This is a genomic window from Diaphorobacter limosus (assembly GCF_033100095.1).
Classification (GTDB): domain Bacteria; phylum Pseudomonadota; class Gammaproteobacteria; order Burkholderiales; family Burkholderiaceae_C; genus Alicycliphilus; species Alicycliphilus limosus.
On record NZ_CP136921.1, the window covers coordinates 2,258,029 to 2,281,188 of the forward strand.

The 23,160-nt window shown below is 65.0% G+C and carries 23 protein-coding genes; 16 read left to right on the top strand and 7 right to left on the bottom strand.

Annotation, left to right across the window (positions count from 1 at the left end):
* Nucleotides 1–9: 9 nt before the first annotated feature.
* The 3 genes from P4826_RS10900 to P4826_RS10910 all read left to right on the top strand — a co-directional run bounded on the left by P4826_RS10900 (nucleotide 10) and on the right by P4826_RS10910 (nucleotide 3,264).
* Nucleotides 10–903 (top strand): LysR substrate-binding domain-containing protein, encoded by an 894-nt coding sequence (locus P4826_RS10900; protein ID WP_317700429.1) that lies wholly within the window; start codon nucleotides 10–12, stop codon nucleotides 901–903.
* A gap of 116 nt (nucleotides 904–1,019) precedes the next feature.
* Nucleotides 1,020–2,531, top strand: a complete 1,512-nt coding sequence (locus tag P4826_RS10905; protein ID WP_317700430.1) for an FAD-linked oxidase C-terminal domain-containing protein — start codon at nucleotides 1,020–1,022, stop codon at nucleotides 2,529–2,531.
* 34 nt (nucleotides 2,532–2,565) lie between these two features.
* Nucleotides 2,566–3,264 (top strand): MarC family protein, encoded by a 699-nt coding sequence (locus P4826_RS10910; protein ID WP_317700431.1) that lies wholly within the window; start codon nucleotides 2,566–2,568, stop codon nucleotides 3,262–3,264.
* Nucleotides 3,265–3,273: 9 nt separating this feature from the next.
* Here the strand turns inward: P4826_RS10910 and P4826_RS10915 are convergent, their stop codons facing one another.
* Both P4826_RS10915 and P4826_RS10920 read right to left on the bottom strand, forming a co-directional pair.
* Nucleotides 3,274–4,410, bottom strand: a complete 1,137-nt coding sequence (locus tag P4826_RS10915; RefSeq protein ID WP_317700432.1) for an aminotransferase class V-fold PLP-dependent enzyme — start codon at nucleotides 4,408–4,410, stop codon at nucleotides 3,274–3,276.
* 46 nt (nucleotides 4,411–4,456) lie between these two features.
* Entirely contained in the window at nucleotides 4,457–5,185 is a 729-nt protein-coding gene (locus P4826_RS10920) for a YggS family pyridoxal phosphate-dependent enzyme (protein ID WP_317700433.1), read from the bottom strand.
* 47 nt (nucleotides 5,186–5,232) lie between these two features.
* Between P4826_RS10920 and P4826_RS10925 the strand changes: the two genes are divergently transcribed.
* From P4826_RS10925 to P4826_RS10940, 4 genes are all read left to right on the top strand, one after another.
* Nucleotides 5,233–6,276, top strand: a complete 1,044-nt coding sequence (locus P4826_RS10925) for a type IV pilus twitching motility protein PilT (RefSeq protein WP_317700434.1) — start codon at nucleotides 5,233–5,235, stop codon at nucleotides 6,274–6,276.
* A 69-nt stretch (nucleotides 6,277–6,345) separates the two neighbouring features.
* Nucleotides 6,346–6,975 carry a cyclic nucleotide-binding domain-containing protein gene (locus tag P4826_RS10930; RefSeq protein ID WP_317700435.1) on the top strand — a complete coding sequence of 210 codons (630 nt, stop codon included), beginning with the start codon at nucleotides 6,346–6,348 and terminating at the stop codon, nucleotides 6,973–6,975.
* A 24-nt stretch (nucleotides 6,976–6,999) separates the two neighbouring features.
* Nucleotides 7,000–8,136 (top strand): PilT/PilU family type 4a pilus ATPase, encoded by a 1,137-nt coding sequence (locus P4826_RS10935; protein ID WP_317700436.1) that lies wholly within the window; start codon nucleotides 7,000–7,002, stop codon nucleotides 8,134–8,136.
* A 79-nt stretch (nucleotides 8,137–8,215) separates the two neighbouring features.
* Nucleotides 8,216–9,142 (top strand): NAD(P)-dependent oxidoreductase, encoded by a 927-nt coding sequence (locus P4826_RS10940; RefSeq protein ID WP_317700437.1) that lies wholly within the window; start codon nucleotides 8,216–8,218, stop codon nucleotides 9,140–9,142.
* Between the two features lie 3 nt (nucleotides 9,143–9,145).
* On the opposite strand, the gene P4826_RS10945 is transcribed toward P4826_RS10940, so the two are convergent.
* Genes P4826_RS10945 through P4826_RS10955 form a run of 3 tightly spaced genes read right to left on the bottom strand, consistent with a single transcriptional unit; the run spans nucleotide 9,146 to nucleotide 10,860 of the window.
* A complete protein-coding gene (locus P4826_RS10945) occupies nucleotides 9,146–9,802 on the bottom strand; it encodes a BON domain-containing protein (RefSeq protein WP_317700438.1) in 657 nt (218 codons plus the stop codon).
* Nucleotides 9,799–10,401: an SIS domain-containing protein gene (locus P4826_RS10950; protein ID WP_317700439.1), complete on the bottom strand. Its 603-nt coding sequence runs from the start codon at nucleotides 10,399–10,401 to the stop codon at nucleotides 9,799–9,801. The genes P4826_RS10945 and P4826_RS10950 overlap by 4 nt, the downstream gene beginning before the upstream one ends.
* Before the next feature lie 60 nt (nucleotides 10,402–10,461).
* Complete coding sequence (locus P4826_RS10955; RefSeq protein WP_317700440.1) at nucleotides 10,462–10,860, bottom strand: YraN family protein; 399 nt, start codon at nucleotides 10,858–10,860, stop codon at nucleotides 10,462–10,464.
* On the opposite strand from P4826_RS10955, the gene rsmI reads away from it, so the two are divergent.
* The 3 genes from rsmI (at nucleotide 10,860) to P4826_RS10970 (ending at nucleotide 13,043) form a co-directional block, all read left to right on the top strand.
* Nucleotides 10,860–11,783 (top strand): 16S rRNA (cytidine(1402)-2'-O)-methyltransferase, encoded by a 924-nt coding sequence (rsmI, locus tag P4826_RS10960; RefSeq protein WP_317700441.1) that lies wholly within the window; start codon nucleotides 10,860–10,862, stop codon nucleotides 11,781–11,783. The genes P4826_RS10955 and rsmI overlap by 1 nt on opposite strands.
* Before the next feature lie 317 nt (nucleotides 11,784–12,100).
* Nucleotides 12,101–12,493 carry a helix-turn-helix domain-containing protein gene (locus tag P4826_RS10965; protein WP_317700442.1) on the top strand — a complete coding sequence of 131 codons (393 nt, stop codon included), beginning with the start codon at nucleotides 12,101–12,103 and terminating at the stop codon, nucleotides 12,491–12,493.
* Nucleotides 12,486–13,043 (top strand): helix-turn-helix domain-containing protein, encoded by a 558-nt coding sequence (locus P4826_RS10970; protein WP_317700443.1) that lies wholly within the window; start codon nucleotides 12,486–12,488, stop codon nucleotides 13,041–13,043. The genes P4826_RS10965 and P4826_RS10970 overlap by 8 nt, the downstream gene beginning before the upstream one ends.
* On the opposite strand, the gene P4826_RS10975 is transcribed toward P4826_RS10970, so the two are convergent.
* Entirely contained in the window at nucleotides 13,025–14,140 is a 1,116-nt protein-coding gene (locus tag P4826_RS10975; RefSeq protein WP_317703754.1) for a Fic family protein, read from the bottom strand. The genes P4826_RS10970 and P4826_RS10975 overlap by 19 nt on opposite strands.
* A 347-nt stretch (nucleotides 14,141–14,487) precedes the next feature.
* Between P4826_RS10975 and P4826_RS10980 the strand changes: the two genes are divergently transcribed.
* The 4 genes from P4826_RS10980 (at nucleotide 14,488) to P4826_RS10995 (ending at nucleotide 18,438) form a co-directional block, all read left to right on the top strand.
* Nucleotides 14,488–15,099, top strand: coding sequence for a type IV toxin-antitoxin system AbiEi family antitoxin domain-containing protein (locus P4826_RS10980; RefSeq protein WP_317700444.1), 612 nt, complete (start codon nucleotides 14,488–14,490; stop codon nucleotides 15,097–15,099).
* Nucleotides 15,100–15,353: 254 nt separating this feature from the next.
* A complete protein-coding gene (locus tag P4826_RS10985) occupies nucleotides 15,354–15,788 on the top strand; it encodes a hypothetical protein (protein ID WP_317700445.1) in 435 nt (144 codons plus the stop codon).
* A gap of 242 nt (nucleotides 15,789–16,030) precedes the next feature.
* On the top strand, nucleotides 16,031–17,524 hold the full coding sequence (locus P4826_RS10990) for a recombinase family protein (protein WP_317703755.1): 1,494 nt from the start codon (nucleotides 16,031–16,033) through the stop codon (nucleotides 17,522–17,524).
* The gene (locus tag P4826_RS10995; protein WP_317700446.1) at nucleotides 17,521–18,438 is read left to right on the top strand and encodes a plasmid partitioning protein RepB C-terminal domain-containing protein; all 918 of its coding nucleotides are present in this window, start codon (nucleotides 17,521–17,523) and stop codon (nucleotides 18,436–18,438) included. The genes P4826_RS10990 and P4826_RS10995 overlap by 4 nt, the downstream gene beginning before the upstream one ends.
* Nucleotides 18,439–18,453: 15 nt before the next feature.
* Here P4826_RS10995 and P4826_RS11000 read toward each other — a convergent pair whose 3' ends face one another.
* The gene (locus P4826_RS11000; protein WP_317700447.1) at nucleotides 18,454–22,428 is read right to left on the bottom strand and encodes a tape measure protein; all 3,975 of its coding nucleotides are present in this window, start codon (nucleotides 22,426–22,428) and stop codon (nucleotides 18,454–18,456) included.
* Nucleotides 22,429–22,499: 71 nt separating this feature from the next.
* On the opposite strand from P4826_RS11000, the gene P4826_RS11005 reads away from it, so the two are divergent.
* Complete coding sequence (locus P4826_RS11005) at nucleotides 22,500–22,751, top strand: type II toxin-antitoxin system Phd/YefM family antitoxin (protein ID WP_317700448.1); 252 nt, start codon at nucleotides 22,500–22,502, stop codon at nucleotides 22,749–22,751.
* Entirely contained in the window at nucleotides 22,748–23,158 is a 411-nt protein-coding gene (locus P4826_RS11010) for a type II toxin-antitoxin system VapC family toxin (RefSeq protein WP_317700449.1), read from the top strand. The genes P4826_RS11005 and P4826_RS11010 overlap by 4 nt, the downstream gene beginning before the upstream one ends.
* The last annotated feature ends 2 nt before the right edge of the window (nucleotides 23,159–23,160 follow it).

Sequence of the window (23,160 nt, forward strand, 5' to 3'; positions counted from 1 at the left end):
TTGCCGCCCATGGCCACCGCCTTCAACGCCAGCGCCGCACGGCGCATACCGCCGATACAGTGCCTGCTGACCTTCGAGGCGCTGGCGCGCCTGCGCAGCGTGACGCAGACCGCCGACGAGCTGTGCGTGACGCCCAGCGCCGTGAGCCACCGCGTCAAGCAGCTCGAGCAGATCCTGGGCACGCGGCTGTTCGGGCGCGCCGATTTTTCGCTGACCACCGAGGGCAGCGGCTACCTGGCCCAGGTGCGCGAGGGCCTGTCGGCCCTGCAGCGCCTGCCGGGCCATGCCGTCAACCCTGGCCGCAGACGGCTGAAGCTGGCCGTCACGCCGACCTTTGCGCGCTCCATCCTGATTCCGCGCCTGCGCCAGTTCACCGAGGCCTACCCCGAGATCGACCTGGCGCTGCAGGTGTCGATTCCGCTCCTGGACGTGGTGGCCGAGGACGCCGACCTGGTGGTGCGCTACGGCCCCGGCCACTACGCCGACATGGAGCATGTGGAGATCGCGCGCGACATGCTCACGCCCCTGGCCTCGCCCGCCTTTGTGCGCGAGCATGGGCCGTTCGAGCGCCCCGAGGATCTGGAGGGTCTGCCCCTGCTGCGCAGCCCGCTGGAGCCCTGGCGCACCTGGTTTGCCGCCGCCGGCCTGGGCTGGCCCGAGCCCAACGAGGGCTCGCAATTCAACGACGTTGGCCTGATGTGCGACGCCGCCGCCGCCGGCATGGGCGTGGCACCGGTGCGCCTGAAGCTGGCCGCGCCCTGGCTGGACCAGGGCACGCTGGTGCGCCTGTTCGACATCCTGGCACCCAGTCCCTACGCGCATTACCTGTGCTGGCGTACCGGCACCATGGATCGCTGGGAATGCGCGGCCTTTGCCGACTGGCTACGCCGGACCATGGGGTGATTTCAACAAAAATCGGCCGCAAGCACTTATCCAACAAGCGCATACAGCTATTATACTTATAGCTATCGGCGGCTTCACGGCGGCTTGCAAGAAGATTCACGCCATGGCCCCATGCCATGGCCTACAGTCGCGCCATGGTCGATACCTCCGCCCCCCCCGCCAGCGAACGCGCCGCGCGCCAGCGCGACGTTGTGCAAGCCCTGTCCCAATGCGTGCCCGCCCATGCGCTGCTCTGGCAGGCCGAGGACACCACGCCCTATGAATGCGATGGCCTGACGGCCTACCGCCAGCGCCCGCTGGTGGTCTGCCTGCCCGAGACCGAAGAGCAGGTGCAGGCCGTGCTCAAGGCCTGCCACCGGCTGCAGGTGCCGGTGGTGGCGCGCGGCGCCGGCACCGGCCTGTCGGGCGGAGCCATGCCGCACGCCATGGGCGTGACGCTGTCGCTGGCCAAGTTCAACCGCATCCTCGATGTCGATCCGGTGGCGCGCACGGCGCGCGTGCAATGCGGCGTGCGCAACCTGGCCATCAGCGAGGCCGCCGCCCCCCATGGCCTGTACTACGCGCCCGACCCCAGCAGCCAGATCGCCTGCACCATAGGTGGCAACGTGGCCGAAAATTCTGGCGGCGTGCACTGCCTGAAATACGGCCTGACGGTGCACAACGTGCTCGCGGTGCGCGGCTTCACCATGGAGGGCGAGCCCATCACCTTCGGCGGCCAGGCGCTGGACGCGCCCGGCTACGACCTGCTGGCGGCCATGATCGGCAGCGAGGGCATGCTGGCCGTGGCGCTGGAGGTGACGGTGCGCCTGATCCCCAGCCCGCAGCTGGCGCGCTGCATCATGGCCAGCTTTGACGATGTGCGAAAGGCCGGCGACGCCGTGGCCGCGGTGATCGCCGCCGGCATCATCCCGGCCGGCCTGGAGATGATGGACAAGCCCATGACCGCCGCCGTGGAAGATTTTGTCAAGGCCGGCTACGACCTGACGGCCGCGGCCATCCTGCTGTGCGAGAGCGACGGCACCCCCGAGGAAGTCGAGGAAGAGATCGCGCGCATGAGCGAGGTGCTGCGCGCCGCCGGCGCCACCGCCATTGCCGTGAGCCGTGACGAGCAGGAGCGCGCGCGCTTCTGGAGCGGGCGCAAGAACGCCTTCCCGGCCAGCGGCCGCATCAGCCCCGACTACATGTGCATGGATTCGACCATTCCGAGGAAGCGCCTGGCCGACATCTTGATCGCCATCGCCGAGATGGAGAAAAAGTACCAGCTGCGCTGCTGCAACGTGTTCCACGCCGGCGACGGCAACCTGCACCCGCTGATCCTGTTCGATGCCAACGACCCCGACCAGCTGCACCGCTGCGAGCTGTTTGGCGCCGACATCCTGGAGACCAGCGTGGCCATGGGTGGCACGGTGACGGGCGAGCATGGCGTGGGCGTGGAAAAGCTCAACAGCATGTGCGTGCAGTTCACGGCCGAGGAGAACGCGCAGATGCTGGCCCTGAAAAAGGCCTTCGACCCGGCCGGGCTGCTCAACCCCGGCAAGGTGATCCCCACGCACAACCGCTGCGCCGAGTACGGCAAGATGCTGGTGCGCGGCGGCAGGCTCAGCCACCCGGATTTGCCACGCTTCTGACCAAAGTCGGCGCTGGCGCGTACAGTACGCGCCCATGGATTTATCCCCACCCTTCTTGCTCGCCGCCTTCGGCAAAAGTCTGCTGTTTGCGCTGGCCGGCGTGCTGCCCATCATCAACCCACTGGCCTCGGCACCGGTGTTCGTGGACTTCACGCGCGGCCTGAGCGACGACGGCCGCGCCCGGCTGGCGCGGCGCATTGGCAAGAACGCCGCGCTGCTGCTGGCAGGCGCCATGCTGATCGGCTCCTACCTGCTGAACTTCTTTGGCGTGTCGCTGCCGGTGGTGCGCGTGGCCGGCGGCATGGTCGTGGCCTCCATCGCCTGGCGCATGCTGCACGCCCAGCAGGGCGCCAGCGACGACACCACACAGATGGCCCAGTCGCTGAACGAGGACCGGGTGCGCATCAAGGCCTTCTACCCGCTGACCTTTCCGCTCACCTGCGGCCCCGGCTCCATCGCCGTGGCGATCGCCATTGGCGCCAGCCTGCACACCAAACGCAGCGTGACGGAAACCATGACCAACATCGCCGGCGGCCTGGCCGCCGCCCTGCTGCTGGGCATGCTGGTGGCGCTGACCTTTCGCTACGCCAGCCGACTGCTGCAGCGCCTGGGCGAGACCGGGCAGATCGTGTTTCTGCGCCTGATGGCCTTCATGCTGCTGTGCGTGGGCGTGGAGATCATCTGGGATGGCGCGCGCGCCCTGCTGATAGGCATCATGGCCACAGGCGGGTAGGCCGGCGCGTCAGCCGGCGGCGGCCACCTTGTCCAGCGCCGCCGCCAGATGGCCCACCGTGCGATCGACGTTGTGCCATTTCTCCAGGCCGAACAGGCCGATGCGGAAGGTCTTGAAGTCCGGCCCCTCGTCGCACTGCAGCGGCACGCCGGCGGCGGTCTGCAGACCCACGTCGAGGAATTTCTTGCCACTCTGAATGCCGGCATCCTGGGTGTAGCTCACCACCACCCCCGGGGCCTTCCAGCCCTCGGCCGCCACGCTGGGAAAACCGCGCGATTCCAGCAGCGCGCGCACCTTGGCGCCCAGCTCCATCTGCTCGGCACGCACCTTGTCAAAGCCATAGGCGCGCGTCTCCAGCATCACGTCGCGCAGGCGCACCAGGGCATCGGTGGGCATGGTGGCGTGGTAGGCATGCTGGCCTTTTTCGTAGCCCTCGGCAATCTGCATCCACTTCTTCAGATCGCAGGAGAAGCTGCTGCTGGTCGTGCCCTCGATGGCCGCGCGCGCACGCTCGGACAGCATCACCATGGCGCAGCAAGGCGAACTGCTCCAGCCCTTTTGCGGCGCGGAAATCAGCACGTCCACGCCGGTCTTTTCCATGTCCACCCACATCGCGCCCGAGGCCACGCAGTCGAGCACGAAGAGCGCGCCCACCTCGTGCGCGGCGTGGGCAACGCTGCGGATGTAGTCATCGCTGAGCATGATGCCGCTGGCCGTCTCCACATGCGGGGCGAACACCACCTTCGGACGTTCGGCGCGGATGGCGGCCGCCACTTCAGCCGCCGGGCAGGGCGCCCAGGGCGCCTGCGCGCCCGCACCCTGCGGGCGTGCTTTGCACACCACGGCACCACCGCCCAGGCCGCCGGCGTCGAAGATCTGGCTCCAGCGGTAGCTGAACCAGCCGTTGCGCACGATGAGCACCTTCTCGCGGTTGGCGAACTGGCGCGCCACGGCCTCCATGCCAAAGGTGCCGCTGCCGGGCACGAGTACGGCCGTGTGGGCGTTGTAGACCTCTTTCAGCGCGGCCAGGATGTCCTGCATCACCCCGGTGAAACGCTTGGACATGTGGTTGAGCGCGCGGTCGGTATAGACCACCGAGAATTCAAGCAGGCCATCGGGATCGATGTCGGGCAGCAGGCCGGGCATGGGGGTGTCTCCTTGCAAAATAGCAACAGCGGCGCAGCTTAGCACCTCAGGCCGTGGGGCTTGAAGGGTAGTGGCGTGCCCCAAAGATGCCGCTGCCCACGCGCACCATGGTGCTGCCAGCGGCCACGGCGGCCTCCAGATCGGCGGTCATACCCAGCGACAGGGTGTCGAAGGCCTCGAACCCGGCACCGCCCTGGGCGCGCAGTGCATCGAACACCTGGCGCACCCGTAAATGCACGGCCAGCTGCGCCGCCCCGCCCTGTACTTCGTCGGGAATGCTCATCACCCCGCGCAGGCACAAACGTGGCATTTGCGCCACGGCGCGCGCCAACTGCAGCGCATCTACGGGCGCCACACCGGACTTGCTGGCGCCGCCGTCCACATTCACCTGTATGCACACCTGCAGCGGCGGCAGATGCGCCGGGCGCTGCTCTGACAGTCGCTGCGCCGTCTTCAGCCTGTCCAGCGTGTGCACCCAGTCGAAATGCTCGGCCACCAGGCGTGTCTTGTTGCTCTGCACCGGGCCTATGCAGTGCCATTCAAGCGGCTGGGGCAGGCCCAGCGCGGCCACCTGGGCGATTTTTTCCACCGCCTCCTGGATGTAGTTCTCGCCAAAACAACACTGGCCGGCCAGCGCCGCCGCGTGCACCGCATCGGCGCCAAAGGTCTTGGACACGGCCAGCAGGGCCACGGAGTCGGGCGCGCGCCCTGCCGCGGCGCAGGCCTGCGCGATGCGCGCACGCACGCTCTGGAGCTTGTCTGCAATCGTCGTCATAATGTGTAATCTTTTACCAAGCGTATCAAACGACCCAAAGGGATCCCGTGGACATCACCCAGTTGCTCGCCTTCAGCGTGAAGAACAAGGCCTCTGACCTGCATCTGTCGGCCGGCCTGCCGCCCATGATCCGGGTGCACGGCGATGTGCGGCGCATCAATGTCGATGCGCTGGACCACAAGACCGTGCACGCCATGGTGTACGACATCATGAGCGATGCCCAGCGCAAGGCCTATGAAGAGTTCCTGGAGGTGGACTTTTCCTTCGAGATCGACGGCCTGGCGCGCTTTCGCGTCAACGCCTTCAACCAGAACCGTGGCGCGGGCGCCGTGTTCCGTACCATTCCCAGCAAGATTCTGACGCTGGAGCAGCTGAACACGCCCAAGATATTTGCCGATCTGGCGCTCAAGCCCCGTGGCCTGGTGCTGGTGACGGGCCCCACGGGTTCGGGCAAGTCCACCACGCTGGCGGCGATGGTGAACCACCTGAACGAATCCGAATACGGCCATATCCTGACCATCGAGGACCCGATCGAATTCGTGCACGAATCGAAGAAATGCCTGATCAACCAGCGTGAGGTCGGGCCGATGACGCTATCGTTTTCCAACGCGCTGCGTTCAGCCCTGCGCGAAGACCCGGACGCCATCCTGGTGGGCGAGCTGCGCGACCTGGAGACCATACGCCTGGCGATGACGGCAGCGGAGACCGGCCACCTGGTGTTTGGCACGCTGCACACGTCCAGCGCCGCCAAGACCATTGACCGCGTGATCGACGTCTTCCCCGCCGAGGAAAAGGAGATGGTGCGCGCCATGCTGTCGGAGTCATTGGTGGCCGTGATTTCGCAGACGCTGTGCAAGCTCAAGGACGGCTCGGGCCGCGTGGCGGCGCACGAGATCATGACCGGCACCAGCGCCATTCGCAACCTGATCCGCGAGGCCAAGGTGGCGCAGATGTACTCCACCATACAGACCAGCAACAGCGTGGGCATGCAGACGCTGGATCAGAACCTGACGGATCTGGTGCGGCGCAACATCATCAGCCCGGCCGAGGCGCGCAGCAAGGCCAAGATTCCGGACAACTTCCCGGGTTGATGCCATGCCATCAGCCCGCTCGCCCGTTTTGCCCGCGTTCGCGCGCCTCTCTCGTATCGGAGTCCGTCCATGAAAGGCATTCTCAGCCTGCTCAAATCCAAGGTGCAAAAGCCCGGGGAAGACGCGAACGACTCGGTGCTCTTCACCACCGCATTTGCCAGCCTGGGGGTGGATGAATCGCTGCTCGCCCCCTGGGAGGCGCGCGCCGTCGAGGTTGGCGCCAAGCGCCTGCCCAGAAACCGCGGCGGCAAGCTGCTGCAGTCGCTGTGGGCCAAGGACAAGTACATGGCGCATCTGGACCAGGGCGCGGTCGAGCGCATGGAGCGCTTCTTCCAGTTCGCCTCCATCCCGCCCAACCGGGACGTGATCCGCCAGGACGAGTACGGCAACTTCATGGTGGTGCTGCTCAGCGGCACCATCGCCGTCGATCGCATTCAACCCTGGGGCGAGCAACTGCGCCTGGCCGAGACGCGCCCGGGTGACATCCTGGGCGAGATGTCGCTGCTCGACAGCGGCATGCGCTTTTCTGCCTGCACCACGCTGACCGACTGCGAAGTGGCCGTGCTCAGCGCCGAGGCCATGGACGAGATGATGGCGCAAGACCCGCAGCTGGCGGCCAGCCTGGTGGCCCTGCTGGCACGCAAGCTGTCGCTGCGCCTGCGCGTGGTGAGCGCGCGCCTGAGCGAAAACCAGCGCTGAAACAAAGGCACGGGGAGGAATGCAATGGAACGCGATCAGGCCAGCAAATTCATCAACGACCTGCTCAAACTGATGGTCAGCCGCGGCGGCAGCGACCTGTTCATCACGGCCGAGTTTCCGCCGGCGATCAAGGTCGATGGCAAGGTCACCAAGGTCTCGCCACAGCCGCTGACGCCGGCGCATACGCTGACGCTGGCGCGCTCCATCATGAGTGACCGCCAGATCGCCGACTTCGAGCGCACCAAGGAGTGCAACTTTGCGATATCGCCCGCGGGCATTGGCCGCTTTCGCGCCAACGCCTTCATCCAGCAGGGCCGCGTGGGCATGGTGCTGCGCACGATTCCGCTGACCCTGCCGACCATAGACGGCCTGGGCGTGCCCCAGGTGCTCAAGGAGATCGCCCTGGCCAAGCGCGGCCTGTGCATCCTGGTGGGCGCCACGGGTTCGGGCAAGTCAACCACGCTGGCGGCCATGGTGGACTGGCGCAACGAGAACTCCTTCGGCCACATCATCACCGTCGAAGACCCGATCGAGTTCGTGCACCCGCACAAGAACTGCGTGGTCACGCAGCGCGAGGTGGGCCTGGACACGGACACCTGGGAGGCCGCACTGAAGAACACGCTGCGCCAGGCGCCGGACGTGATCCTGATGGGCGAAATCCGCGACCGCGAGACCATGGAACATGCCGTGGCCTTTGCCGAAACCGGCCACCTGTGCCTGGCCACGCTGCATGCCAACAGCGCAAACCAGGCGCTGGATCGCATCGTCAACTTCTTCCCCGAGGAGCGCCGCGCGCAGCTGCTGATGGACCTGTCGCTGAACCTCAAGGCCATGGTGTCGCAGCGCCTGTTGCCCAAGCAGGACGGCAAGGGCCGCGCCGCCGCCGTGGAGGTCATGCTCAATACCCCCCTGATCGCCGACCTGATCTTCAAGGGCGATGTCCCCGAGATCAAGGAGATCATGAAAAAGAGCCGCAACCTGGGCATGCAGACCTTCGACCAGTCGCTGTTCGACCTGTTCGAGGCCAACGTCATCGGCTACGAGGACGCGCTGCGCAACGCCGACTCGGTGAACGACCTGCGCCTGCAGATCAAGCTGTCCAGCCAACGCGCCAAGACCAACGACCTGTCTTCGGGCACCGAGCATTTCGCCATCGTCTGAAGCGCGTGATCAACACCCCGGCCCGCCCGGCTTACCATGCCGGGCGGGCCTTGTTTTTTCTTCTGGAGCGCAAACCACCATGAGCAGCATCAACCCACGCAGCTATGAACCAAGCCCCACGCGCCGCGTGGCCTTTCTGGGCCTGGGCGTCATGGGCTATCCGATGGCCGGGCATCTGGCGACGGCCGGGCACCAGGTCACGGTGTACAACCGTACCGCTACAAAATCAGAAGCTTGGTGCGCTGAATTTGCGGGCGTTACAGGCCAAAAACATGCCAAAACTCCGCGCGAGGCGGCCCAGGATGCCGAGATCGTCTTCTGCTGCGTGGGCAATGACGAAGACCTGCGCAGCGTGGTGCTGGGGGCCGATGGCGCCTTTGCCGGCATGCGGCCGGGCGCAACCTTCGTGGATCACACCACGGCCTCGGCCGAGGTGGCGCGCGAACTCTACGCCGCCGCCAAGAAGCTGGGGCTGCAGTTCATCGACGCCCCCGTCTCCGGCGGCCAGGCCGGCGCGCAGAATGGCCAGCTCACCGTAATGTGCGGCGGCGACCAGGCAGCCTTCGATGCCATGCGCCCCACGGCGATGGCGTTTTCACGCGCCTGCACGCGCATCGGCGACAGCGGCGCCGGCCAGCTCGCGAAGATGGTCAACCAGATCTGCATCGCCGGCCTGGTGCAGGGCCTGTCCGAGGCGATTGCCTTCGGGCAGCAGGCGGGCCTGGACATGCCGCTGGTGCTGGACGTGATCGGCAAGGGCGCGGCGCAAAGCTGGCAGCTGGACAACCGCGGCAAGACCATGGTCCAAGGCCGCTTCGACTTCGGCTTTGCCGTGGACTGGATGCGCAAGGATCTGGGACTGGTGCTCGACGAAGCCAGACGCAATGGCGCACGCCTGCCGGTGACGGCGCTGGTGGATCAGTTCTATGCCGACGTGCAGCGCGCGGGCGGCAACCGCTGGGACACCTCCAGCCTGATCACCAGGCTGGTGCCACCCCGACCCTGATAGTCAACGCGCGGCCGCCGGATCCTGTGAAACTGGCGCCGGTTGCGCCGCCACGCCGCGCGCCAGCTCCTCCTCGGAAATGACCTCGAACACGCGCACCACCTTGTGCACACCATCCACGCCACGCGCGATCTCGGCCGAACGCTTGGCCTCGCGCTGCGTGACGCGGCCCATCAAATAGACCACGCCGCGCTCGGTCACCACCTTGAAGGCATTGGCCGTCAGATCCTTGGCGTCCACCAGGCTGGCGCGCACCTTGCCGGTGATGAAAGTGTCCTTGGAGCGCTGCGACAGCGAGGTGTTGGCCATCACGCCCAGGTCGTTCACCACCGAGCGCACGTTATCCACCGCCAGCACGATCTGCTCCACCTTCTGGCTGTCTGCCGCCGTGGGCACCTCGCCGGTCAACAAGACCTGGCGGTTGTAGCTGGTCACGTTCACATGCGCGCGTTCGCCCATTGCTTCGCGAATACGGTTCACTGCGCGCAGCTCTATGCCCTCGTCCTCGACCTGCGTGCCCGCGGTGCGCCTATCGACGGCCATCATGGTGCCCACCACGGCACCGCCGCCAACCACCAGCGGCACACAGGCGGCAAGACTGCCGACCAGGGAGGCCGCTGCCAGCAAGGCGCCAAGGGTTCGCATCGACTGCATCTTCATATGGGGTTCTCCTGTTCTCCAAGTAACTGTGCGTCCACGCCATCGCAAAGGCAGTGCAGCACCAGGGCATGCACCTCGCGCACGCGCGCTGGGCGGTCATGCGGCACGCAGATCTGCACATCGGTCTCACGCAGCAAGGTCGCCAGGGCACCGCCATCGCGGCCAGTCAGGGCCACCACGGTCATGTCGCGCTCATGGGCAGCCTGCACCGCCTCCAGCATGGCTGGCTCATTGCCGGCAATGGTGATGGCCAGCAGCAGATCACCGGCCTGGCCCAGAGCACGCACCTGGCGCGCCAGGGCTGCGATGTCCGCACCGGCACCCGTCGTGGCCGCAGCCAGCCACAGCGCGTCGGGCACCAGGGCCAGCGCTGCCAGTTCCGGGCGTTCGCGCTCAAAACCGGTCACGCAAAAAGCCGCCAGCTGCTGCGCCTGCGCGGCCGATGGGCCACTGCCGCAGGCGAGCACCTTCGCGCCATTGGTCACACAGGCCCATATCGCCTGCACTGCGGCAGTGATGGGCTGGCTGAGGGCTTGCGCAGCCTGGTACTTCAGGTCGGCGCTGTCGATGAAATGCTGTTGAATGCGTTGCTCGAGCATGGGCCGCGAATGATACCCGCCGATGTTGCAGTTTCTGTAGCAAACGGTAGACCAGCCCCATTACCCGGCATCGAAGGCAGCACGCAACCACTGCACCCGGCCATCGTCGATGAGCACGGCATCGAAACGGCATGGTGGCGGCACAGACCAGCGCAACAGATAGTGCTGCGCCGCCAGAATGATGCGCCGGCGCTTGGTGGCGCCTATGCTGGCCGCTGCCCCACCAAAATCGCCAGCACCGCGGCTGCGCACCTCCACGAACACCAGCGTGCCGTCGCGCTCGCGCATGACAAGGTCAATCTCGCCGCCGCCGCGCCCCGGGGTTCGATAATTGCGCTCGATCAGCACCAGGCCCGCCGCAACCAGACAGGCCAGCGCCCGGTCTTCAGCCACCTGCCCTATGGCACGCGTGGTGTGCCTTGGCGCACCACCCATGATCTTTTTGCCGAGGAACCCCATTGAGCGCATCCTTTGCCTCTGCCCTGCATGCCGCGCGCGACGCTGCGGCTGCCCAGCATTATCCGCAGGGCGCCCTGTACGTGGTGGCCACACCCATTGGCAACCTGGCCGACATCAGCCTGCGCGCCCTGCATGTGCTGCAACTGGCCGACTCCATCGCCTGCGAGGACACGCGCCACACCCAGGCACTGCTGCGTGCCTACGGCATCGACAAACCCGGCGAACGCCTGCTGGCGCTGCACCAGCACAACGAGGTGGAGGCCGCACAGACCGTGCTCCAGCGCCTGCAGGCCGGACAGCGCGTGGCCTATGTGAGCGACGCCGGAACACCCGCAGTTAGCGACCCCGGCGCGCGCCTGGTTGCAGCCGTGCAGGCCGCCGGCCTGCGCTGCATGCCCCTGCCCGGCGCCAGCAGCGTGACCAGTGCCCTGAGCGTGAGCGGTGCCATCGCCCACGCCAGCGAAAACCAGGGCTTCGTATTCGCGGGATTCCTGCCCAGCAGGAGCGCGGAGCGCAACAGCGCCATACAGCGCCTGGCCGCCGAGCCGCGCTGCGTGCTGCTGCTGGAGGCGCCGCACCGCATACTCGAACTGGCACAGGCCTTGGCCATGCTGGGAGAGCGCCGCGTGACACTGGCACGCGAACTGACCAAACAGTTCGAAGAAGTCACCACCCACGCGGCCCAGGATCTTGCCGCCTGGCTACAGGGAGCACCCCAGCGCAGCAAGGGCGAGTTCGTGGTGCTGCTGCACCCTGCGCCCGTCCCGCAAGACGATGACGCTGCGGCCGAGCGCGTGCTGCGCCTGCTGCTGGCCGAGCTACCCACCAAAACCGCCGTGAAGCTGACGGCGGACATCACCAATGCGCCGCGAAATGCCCTGTACGAACTAGCACTGCAGATCAAACGCAGTGAACAGGACTGAAACGCCTGCTGACAGGCGCGCGCACCCAATAGCCAGCCCGCAGGGGTGCATCCGATCCACAAAAAAACGCCCAACCGAGAACGGTTGGGCGTTGCGATTTGGTGGTGTAGTTCATCAACAAACGAAACCCACGTCTCAAGCGCCCCTCCGATCGGGTCGGAAGTCCTGCGGCCTTTGCGCCATTGCGGGGAAGGTTTTCGCGCCCCCGCACATACCCATGATCGCCAATTTCGAGAGGCCGATTGGCACAGGCAGCCATCGTCGATGCTGGGCACTTGCGTGCGCACAACTTGGCTTCCTTCGCGTTTGTCGCCGTAATGGCCGACACCAACGACGAAAGGAGCGCCATGTTGCCCGAACCCGCCTTCACCGAAACCGAACTCGCCCTGCGCTGGAACGTCAGCGCCAAGACCCTTCAACGCTGGCGCAGCGATGGCGTCGGCCCGCCATACATCAAACTCTCCAAGGCCGTCCGCTATCCGGTGGATGAAATTGTCGTCTACGAACGGGCGAACCGTCAGGGGATGCCCAACGACGCAGCCTTGCCGCCATTGATCGTCGACGCGCCGGTCGTCGAACATCCCGTGACCGTTGCATCGGATCCGAAGCGGTACTACCTGAACGAGGCCTTCGCGCTCATCGCGCAGCACGGCAGCCTGGCGGCGGCCGAAGCCGCTCTGACGGAGGCGTACGATGAAACCCATGGCTGATAACACCGCCGACCGCCAAGCAGACCCCGGCACGGCTGAACCACTCATCCAGTATCCGGTGCTCAACGAAACGCAGCTATGTTCGAGGTGGAACCTCTCGCCCAAGACGCTGCAACGCTGGCGCTCGGAAGGCATCGGCCCACCCGCATGGCACATCAACAGGTCTGTCCGCTACCTCCTGATGGAAGTTGAGGCCTTCGAGCGCAAGGCGCAGGTGACGTGGAAATCCAGTACGGGACGCGCCCTGTCCGTGTCTTCGCCTACGGCGCGTGAAGACGCCATCGAGCAGATGATGCAACAGCGACCGGCTCGGCGTGACCAAATTTTCTACTCGTGCAAAGCCGTGGCCGACATCACTGGACTGCCAGTCTACTGGTTTCAACAGGATCAGGAACGCCAGCGGCGTGGCATTCCTTGCTACGTCTTTACCAACGGAGGCGTCATCCGTTTCAGTATCGAAGAAGTCTTCCGCTGGGAGGCGCATCACCTGCGTCCATGCCACAACGATGCGGGCACGCCCGTCGGCGCGCTTCAGTCCGCTAGTTCGTAACCGGTGCTGCGCCCGCCACCCGGCGACTTTTTGAGCACGCCCAGCTCCAGCAAAGCGTTGATGTCGCGCAGCGCCGTGTCGGGCGAGCACTTGGCGATGCGGGCCCACTTGCTGCTGGTGAGCTTGCCATCGAGGCCGTCGAGCAGGCGGTTCAGTAGTTTTACCTGCCGCTCATTTAATGGCGTGCCCGCCCAGCGTTGCCAGAAACGCGCCTTGGCCAAGACGGAATCCAGCGTGGTCTGCGCGCTGGCGATGGCGCGCCCAAGCGTTCCAAGGAACCACGACAACCAGCGGGTGACATCGAGGGTGCCCTTTTGCGTGCGCTCCAGCACATCGTAGTAGTCCTTGCGCTCGCGCTGGATCTGGGCCGACAGACTGTAGAAACGCTGCGGACTGCCGTCGGCACGGGCCAGAAACAGATCGCCCACGGCGCGGGCGATGCGGCCATTGCCGTCGTCGAAGGGGTGCAACGTGACGAACCACAGATGCGCAAGGCCAGCTTTGACCAGTTCAGGCAAGTCGTCCTGTTCGTTCGTCCACTGCAGGAAACGTGCTGTTTCGTGTGCCAGCGCACTAGCGGGCGGTGCCTGGAAGTGAATCCTGCGTCGCCCCACCGGACCCGATACCACTTGCATGGGCCCATCGCTATCATCGCGCCACTGGCCGATGGCGATTTTGTTCATGCCGGAGTACCCGGTCGGGAACAGCGCTGCGTGCCACCCAAACAGACGCTCGGCGGTCAGCGGATCTGCACCACGTGACGTGGCATCAAGCACCATCTCGACCACACCTTCGACATGCCGATCCACCGGGGCCACCGCGCCGATGTCCACGCCCAGCCGCCGCGCGATGGACGAGCGCACGGACTCCACGTTCAGCACTTCGCCTTCAATTTCACTGGTCTTGACCACGTCCTCGGTCAAGGCCGCAAGACTGGCCTGATCGCGCAGCGCCATGCCCACATCGACCAGGCGGCCCAGGAGCACACCTTGGGCGTGGCTGACCGCAGTCAGCGGCCCAGCGAGCGCCGACAGGTCGTAGCGCCAGTTCGGCCAATCGTCGGACTGCCAGATGTAGAGTTTTTCTCCGTAGTTCATGCGGCGATTAAACACCCGATTCGCCGCAGGCGCAAGCCATTCACCGCGCATATTGCGGCGAATGGCGTCGCCAATCTCCGCATTGGCTGACCAAAGGAACGGCAACGGCCTCAGCCTGAAACGCAGCGGGCATGGAGGCCGATCAATCTGTGCAACCAGGGTTGCACAGATGAAAGGCAAGCAATTCTCCAACCGCCGGCTGGAGATTCGCTACTCGCCGGGTGATCGTTGGAAATTGTGTCGGCGCTGACGACACAATTTCGAGGCAGGCGGATCAGCGGCAATCCGATGTTCCGTTTCATCTTCTTAATGTTACATTGAAAGAATAAACGGAACATTTGCCGATCATGCCTGTCGACACCCACACCCAGCGCGTCCTTGATCTGGCACGCCAGCAAGGGCTGCTGCGCGCCGTCGATCTGGACGCCATCGGTGCTCCACGGGTTGTCCTGACGCGCCTCACCGCCGCCGGTCTGCTGGACAGGGTTGGACGCGGCCTCTACCGCCCGCCCAACCATCCAGTCTCGGAGCACGAAGGCCTCGTGGTGGTCGCGGCCAAGGTGCCGCAGGCCGTGTTCTGCCTGCTGACGGCGCTGCAATTCCACGGGCTGACCACGCAACTGCCGCACCAGATCTGGATCGCCATGCCGCGCGGCAGCCACGCGCCCCGCATGGACTGGCCACCGATCCGGATGGTGCAGATGACGGGCGACGCGCACGCGGCGGGCATCGAGGAACACCCGTGCGACGGCGCGACGCTGCGGGTCTACAGCGCGGCAAAGACGGTCGTGGACTGCTTCAAGCACCGCAACAAGATCGGTCTGGATGTGGCGATGGAGGCGCTGAAGGATGCGTGGCGGACGCGTAAGGCTTCGGTGGACGACCTATGGCGCTACGCCCAGGTTTGCCGAGTCGCCAACGTGATGCGCCCCTATATGGAAGTGGTCGCCCACGAGTGATCGCGCAAATAGAAACGCCTCCACACGGGAGGCGTCGGGCCGAGGCTGCTCACCTCGGCGGGGCAAAGGAAAACGCCTTCGTGAAAAGAGGCGTTGGGCCGGAGATACGATCTCCGGTGGGGCCATTGCGCGAATCCTACCCACACCCAGCATCTACGGCAAGGTGACGATCCACTTGATCGAGTCTGAGTAATCGCCCGGCTGCGGTGATTCGGTCGTGGCATCCATGCGAATTTTGCATGGAGACCCCGACGATGACCCGACGCTGCGAATGTTGTGGCCAGCCCTTTGAGCCACGCCCCCAAGTTCCCAACCAGACCTTCTGCTCCTCACCCGATTGCCAGCGGGCTCGCAAGTTGCGCTGGCAGCAAGACAAGCTGCGTACCGACCCGGACTACCGCGACAACCAGCGTAGCGCCCAGCGTGCGTGGTTCGACCGGCATCCCGGCTATTGGCGCGCCTATCGTGCCGCCAATCCTGATCCGGTGGAACCCGCCCAACCGTTAACCGGCAACGGCGTGGGCAATGACTTTGCAAAAATGGACGCGTCAATCCTGCCGTCCGGTCTGTACCAGCTTCGCCGAATCGACGCGGAATCCACCGGGAAAACAGAGGGTTGGCTGGTCGAAATCACGCCCTTGGCACCGATCCACCCTTGCAAAAAGGACGTGTGCAAAGAGATGACTTGATCGACGTCCCTGCACCCGGTCGTTATCGTCTTTCCCAAATGGGTTCTCGATCACCTCACATGGCAATGCATCCGCGTGTGCGCATCGCCTTTTGACGACCGCACCGTGCCAGAGGAAAGGAGTGGCAGACCCGATAGCGTCAACAAGATCAACGAGGGCGACCGGGAACCATGCCAGAGACAATCCTTCCTGACGATCCGCCGGGGGCATCGCCCCGGTTCCGCGCCGCGCAGTACGTGCGGATGTCCACCGAGCATCAGCAGTACTCGACCGAGAACCAGGGCGACAAAATCCGCGAGTACGCCACCCGGCGCAACATCGAAATCGTCCGCACCTACGCCGACGAGGGCAAGAGCGGGCTGCGCATCGACGGGCGGCAGGCACTGCAGCAGCTGATTGCGGACGTGCAGTCGGGCAAGGTCGATTTCCAGATCATCCTGGTCTACGACATCAGTCGCTGGGGCCGTTTTCAGGATGCCGACGAGAGCGCCTACTACGAATACATCTGCCGCCGTGCCGGGATTCAGGTTGCCTACTGCGCCGAGCAGTTCGAAAACGACGGCTCGCCGGTGTCCACCATCGTCAAGGGCGTCAAGCGCGCGATGGCCGGTGAATACAGCCGGGAATTGTCGGCCAAGGTGTTCGCCGGGCAATGCCGCCTGATCGAGTTGGGTTTTCGGCAAGGCGGCCCAGCAGGTTACGGCCTGCGCCGCGTGCTGATTGATCAGTCCGGCTCGGTCAAGGGCGAACTGGCGCGCGGCGAGCATAAAAGCCTGCAAACCGACCGCGTAATCTTGCAGCCGGGGCCGGACAATGAAGTCGCCAACGTCAACCAGATCTACCGCTGGTTCGTCGAGGGCAATCTGCTCGAATCCGAGATCGCCGACCGGCTCAATGCCCAGGATGTCCTCACCGATCTGGGGCGAAGCTGGACGCGCGCCACGGTGCGCGAGGTGCTGTCCAACGAGAAGTACATCGGCAACAACGTTTACAACCGGCGCTCCTTCAAGCTCAAGAAGCACCGGGTGGTGAACAGCCCGGAGATGTGGATCAAGAAGGAAGGCGCGTTCGAGAGCATCGTACCGCCCGACCTGTTCTACACCGCGCAGGGCATCCTGCGCGAACGGGCGCACCGTTTCAGCGACGAGGAACTGGTCGAAAAACTGCGACGCCTGTACCAGCAGCGTGGCTACCTCTCCGGCCTGGTCATCGACGAAGCCGAAGGTATGCCCTCGGCGGCGGCCTACGCACATCGCTTTGGCAGTCTGATCCGTGCCTACCAGGCTGTGGGCTTCACCCCGGATCGGGACTACCAGTATCTGGAGGTGAACCGGTTTCTGCGCCGCTTGCACCCACGAATTGTCGGCCAGACCGAGCAGATGATCACCGGAATCGGCGGTGCGGTACGGCGCGACCCCAGCACCGACCTGCTCACCGTCAATGACGAGTTCACCGTGTCGCTGGTGCTCTCGCGTTGTCAGTTGCTGGACGATGGTCGCCGCCGCTGGAAGGTGCGCTTCGACACCAGCCTCGCGCCGGACATCACGGTGGCCGTTCGGCTTGATGAGACCAATCAGGCGGCGCTGGACTACTACCTGCTGCCACGGCTGGACTTCGGGCAACCGCGCATCCATCTGGCCGATCACAACGGCCTTGAATTCGAAAGCTACCGCTTCGACAACCTGGACTACCTGTACGGCATGTCGGCGCGTAGCCGTATTCGGAGGGTCGCATGAGCCAAGCACGCAACGCCGCCGATCTGCAGATGATCCCGGTGGATCAGATCGTCGTCCTCAATCCGCGCGACCGCAATGCCCGGGTGTTCGAGCAGATCGTCGGCAACATCAAGAGCCTTGGTTTGAAGAAGCCGGTCACGGTCACGCCACGCGACGGGCTGGAGGATGGCAAGCGTTACCTGCTGATCTGCGGCGAAGGTAGGCTCAAGGCGTTCAAGGCGCTGGGTGAGACGCAGATTCCGGCGCTGGTCGTGGCGGTCGATGATGAGGACGCCTTCATCATGAGCCTGACCGAGAACATTGCTCGCCGCAAATACACCGCACTGGAGCTGCTGATGAGCATCGAGCAGCTGAGCCAGCAGGGTTACGACAAGAAGGTCATCGCCCAGAAAACCGGCCTGAGCCTCGACTACATCAAGGGCATCCTGCTTCTGTTCGAGCAGGGTGAAGAACGCTTGCTGGCTGCCGTCGAGGTGGGCCGGATTCCCCTCAACGTGGCCATCACCATCGCGGGCGCAGGCAGCGAAGATGCCGTGCAGGCGGCATTACAGGACGCCTATGAAAGCGGCCAGTTGCGCGGTGGACAACTGATGCAAGCGCGTCGGGTGCTGCAGCATCGCAGTAGCTTGGGCAAATCCATCGTCCACAACCCTACTCGCAAGCGTGCCGCCGTCTCGTCATCCAGCCTGGTGCGCAACTACCAAAATGAGGTCGAGCGGCAGAAGCTGATGATCAGAAAGGCCGAGTTCACCCAGCAACGTCTGCTGTTTGTGATTGAGGCCCTGCGCCAGTTGCTCTCCGACGAGCATTTCTCAAATCTGCTGCGGGCTGAGGGCTTGGACATCCGCCCACAGCAGGTCGCCCGGCAATGGCAGGGCCACCCCGGTGGTGAGGTTCTTCAGTTGCATGGGTGAATCTCGGAGAGTTCGTCAAGCCGTGCGGGCGCGGGCGGAGTCCAGCAGTTGCAAGAGGCGCGCTTCGTCGCGCGCATCCACGCTGGCGTTGACCTTGTTGCCGCCAGCGGCCAGTTCCACGCGCACCGTGCGCGCGGGGCCGCTGTCGCCGGGCAGTTGTGGACGCGGCACACTCGACGCCGCAGGCCGCACCAAGCCGCCCGACGCAAAACCCTGGATGCCCGCCATGGCGCTGCTGGCCAGCGCCTGCGCCGGAGCGCTCAGGTTGTTGATGGCATCGAAGAAGCCAACGCCCAGGCGGGCGACTGCCGAGCGGTTGACCACGTACTCGCCGGGCGTGAGCATCGCAGGCACAGTGTCGGATTTGGCCAGGCCCCCTCGGGCGTAGAACTCGCCCTGGTGCTGCTCCATGAACTCGATCAGCTCGCGTTCGAGGTCGTTTTTGTTCTGGTGCATGGCCCATTGCCAGCGCTCGGCAATGATGTTCAAGGCGCCGCGCTCTCGGGCCGTGAGGGTTTTGATCGACAGCAAGCGCTCGAGCACCGGTTTGTCAAAATTCCACAGCTTTGACCAGTAGTTGCGCGTGGCCTGGTTGGCAATCGGCCCGCCCCAGTTGCCGGTGTTGATGCTCTCCATGCCCAGCTCCATCATCTTCTGCGCCTGGGCGACCTCGCGGTTTTTCTTGCTCTGACCGTCGCCGACGAAGCCGCCGCTGGCAAAGCGCGCGACACCGTTGGCCACGCGCGCCAGCGCACCGCCGCCGTATTTGCGAACCGCAGCCTTGCGGATGACGAAGGCACCGGCATCCAAGGTGCGCGGCACGGTGTCGTGGTGGCCGGAACCGGGGACGGTGCCGCCGCCCATCCGGGGAAAGGCGGGAGATACCGCGCCGCCCTCGGCAAAGTGAGGAAGGCCGCCGCCTGTACCACGTCCCACCAGCCCGCCCGTGGCATTGGTTTCTACCTTTTTGACATAAATGGTGTGGGTGCTGCTGGTATTGGCACCATTGAGGCTCATGACCTCGGCGCGCACCGCATCGGCATTGCTGGATACCTGGTGGCGCGACTCGGTCTGGATGCGATCGAGCGCCTTGAGCATCCCTTCGACATTGGTGATGGAGGCCTGGGCTTTTTCTGTGGCGACTTTCAGTTCGAATTGCGCGCTCTGGTCGGCGTAGGTTTTGAGCTTGTCCAGCGCCGCCTTGGCTTTGGTCACGTCGGCGTCCACCGGAAGCTGCTTGCCTTCCTTCAAGAGCTGCTCGTATTCCTTGAGCTTTTTCTCGGCCTCCTGCAGATCGGCCTGGATCTTGAGCAGGTACTCCTTCTCGGCCAGCGCCTTGTCCAGATCGGCGAGGGCTTTGTCGAAACGCGCGGTGTCTGCGTCCAGCGTGACCTTGAGGCCATCCTGGAGCTTGGCGGTGATCTGGTCGATCTGGGTTTGCGTCTGCTCCAGGGTCTGGCGGATCTGATCGCGCGCAGAAAGGGCTGCCTGGGCAGCGTTCTGGTGCGCCTTGGCTTCGGCGTCCAGGGTTTTGTTGAGAATTTCTTCGGATTCGCGGATGCGCCCAATGGCCTGGTTCACGCCGTCTTTGCCCTGGGCGATCTGCGCGTCGGCGTCCTTGGTCTTTTGCGCCATCTCTGAGCGCAGCTGGTCGGCCTGGCGCATCAGGTCGGCAGCCTGCTGGTATTCCTGCTTGCGGTAGGCGTCGCGCGACTGGGCTTCGAGCTGCGTGATTTGCGACGCTGCCTGCTCGGACTGTTTGCGCGCGTCCTCGCCACGCTTGGCCTCGCTGGTCTGGCTGCTGGCCACCTGCGCCGCCAAATCCATGGCTTTTTGCGCCAGTTGCCGGGCCTGCTCGAATTCACCACTGGCCAGCGCCTCGCGCGCCTTGGTCTGGTACTCGGCAATCTGGCGCTTGCGGTCTTCGGTGGCCTCAAACTCCGTCATGCCCTGGCGGCGGATGTCGCGCACGCGCTCCTCGGTGCTCATCGACAGCTGCCGCTTGGCTTCTTCGATGCGCTGCACTTCGGCCAGATGGCGGTTAGCCTCGGCATTGAGCGCATCGATGTGCTGGCGGTATTCGCCCAAGGCCTGCGTCAAGGTCTGACGCTTGGTGGCGAGGATGTCGTTCTCCACGCGCTGCACATTGGCCGCGCGCTCGGCCTCATTCTGGCCCTGGCGGGCAGCGGCGCCCTTGCGCGCCTGGGTTTCCTGCTCGATCAGTTGCAGGGTGTCGGTCGTGGCCTGGCGGCGCAGCGTGGTTTGCTGCGTCAAAGCCTCCGTGAGCAGCTGCGTGGACTTGGTGATCTGCGCGGCTTCGGATTGTTTGGAGAGTTCCAGCGCGGTTTTTTCTTGCTCGTAGCGGGTTTTAACGGCCAGGAGCTGCTGCTGCACATTCGCTTCGACAATGGCGGTGAAGCCCTTGTAGGCCTCGGCCATTTTGGCGGTGGTGTCGTTGACCACCCCCTGCGCCTTGCCCACGGCCTGCTCGACTTCGCCCAGGCGGGTCTTGAGTTTTTCCAACGCGCCGTGGACGGCTTCCACCCCACGCGCTACCGCTTCCTGCGTGCCCTGGCGCACGGCCTCTAAGCGTTTGGCGATTTCTTCGGCGGCGGTGGCGGCGGTGTTCATCGCGCCCTTGACGGCCTCCGTGCCTTTGCCAGCATCCTGGTACATCTGCGCGAAGACCTGGTTCATCTCGGCCAGGCGCTGCTGGTGGCGGGCAGTAGCCTCGGCAATGGTGTCCGAGGTGAAGATGGCCTTGAATACCTCCCAGTGGTATTGCAGCTGTTCCACCCCTTTGACCAGCATCTCGACCATGAAGATGCCCGCCTTGCGCACGATCTCGAACTTCTCTGACAACCAGGTGCCGATCTCCCAGCCGACCAGAAAGGCCCCCAGCACGGCGAAGGCTGTTTTGAGGACACCAACACTGGCCACCGCTGCCGACACCGACAAATTCGCCGTAGCCCAGGCGGCGGACGTGGCGCTGGCCGCCGTCACCGCCGCCGCGCCCGCCGTCTGCCAGGCGGTGATCAAGGCCGGAATCAGGCGATAGACCAGCACCGCCAAACCCACCTCGGCAATGCGCCCCAGCCACTGCATCACCGTGTCCAGGTTCTGCGACAGCCAGGTCAAGGTCTCGGCCAGCTTCTTGGTAAAGCCCGTGGATTCGTCGAGGCGGCTGATCCACTGGCCGAAGGCGTTACTCAGGCGCGTGAAGGACTGGCTCACCGTCATCGGCAGCTGCGCGTACTCGGCAGCGAGCTTGTCCTTCTGGCCCATCAGCGCGTTGACCACCACGTCGGCGGTGAGGCGTCCTTCCTCGGCGAGTTTGCGCAGGCGGCCAATCGGCACGTTCAGGCCATCGGCCAGCGCCTTGGCCAGACGCGGGCTGTTCTCGACGACGGAGTTGAATTCCTCGCCGCGCAGCACGCCCGCCGACAGGGCCTGGCCGAACTGCAAGAGCGCCGATTCCGATTCGGTGGCCGAGGCGCCCGAGATGCGCAGCGCCTGCGAGATGCTCTCGGTGATTTGCAGCGCATCCTTTTGCTCGCCGCCCAGCATCCGCACGGCCTGCTGCAGCTTGCCGTAGAGCGTGGCGGTTTCCTGGATCGGCACGCCAATGCGCTGGGCGATGGCGAACAGCTCCTTTTGCGCCACGGCGTACTCGCGGCTGCCTGCGGTGGCGAGCTTCAAGCGCGCGCCCATCATGTTCCAGGCGTCGGCGATCTGCACGACCTCCTGCACCTTGCCCGCCGCCCAGTTGATGGTCACAAACGCCAGCAGCTGCGTCTTGGCACGGTTGATTTGTTCGCCAAAGGCCGTCACCCCGGCCTTGACCTCGGCCATCCCGGCAGCAGCCTTGTCGCCTGCGGTCTTGGCGGTCTGCGCGAGTTCGCCCAGGGATTTTTCGGCCGAGGCGACGGCGCGCTTGAGCCCTTCGTCCGCCCCTTCAAGGGCGACGAGCACGGAGATGCGGTTGGCCATAGTCCTGGAATCGGTTAGAGTGCAGAATCTGACTTGTATAGTCAGAATTCACGACGGAAAGGAGATCACCCATGCACACCTGGCAAATGCAGACCGCCAAGGCGCGGTTTTCTGAGGTGGTCAAGCAAGCCGCCGATGACGGCCCGCAAGAAATCACCGTGCATGGCCGCTCGGTGGCAGTGGTCATCTCCAAGGAGCTGTTTGACCGCCTCAGCGGCAACGAGGCCTCGCTGGTGGACTTCATGCGCCGCTCGCCGCTCTTTGGAGACGAGGACATCGCGTTCGAGCGCGATCGCAGCCTAGCGCGCGAGGTGGATTTGTGAGCTACCTGATCGACACCAACGTCCTGTCCGAGCTGCGGCGCAAGGCGCCCGACCCACGGGTCGTGGCCTGGTTGCAAGCGCGCCCGCGCCAGTCCTTGTTCCTGAGCGTGCTGACGCTGGGCGAGATCCGCGAGGGGCTGGAGCGGGTGCCAGAGCCTGCCCGCAAGCAGGCCCTGCTGGACTGGCTGGAGGTGGAGCTGCCGAACTACTTCGTCGGCCGGGTGCTCGCCATCGACGCCGCCACCGCCGACCGCTGGGGCCGTTTGATGGCGCAGGCCGCACGCCCCTTGCCCGCCATCGATGCGCTGCTGGCGGCCACCGCGTTGCACAACGACCTGGCGTTGGTGACGCGCAATACCAAGGACTTTGCGGGACTCGATGTGCCGCTCATCAACCCCTGGGATTGAAG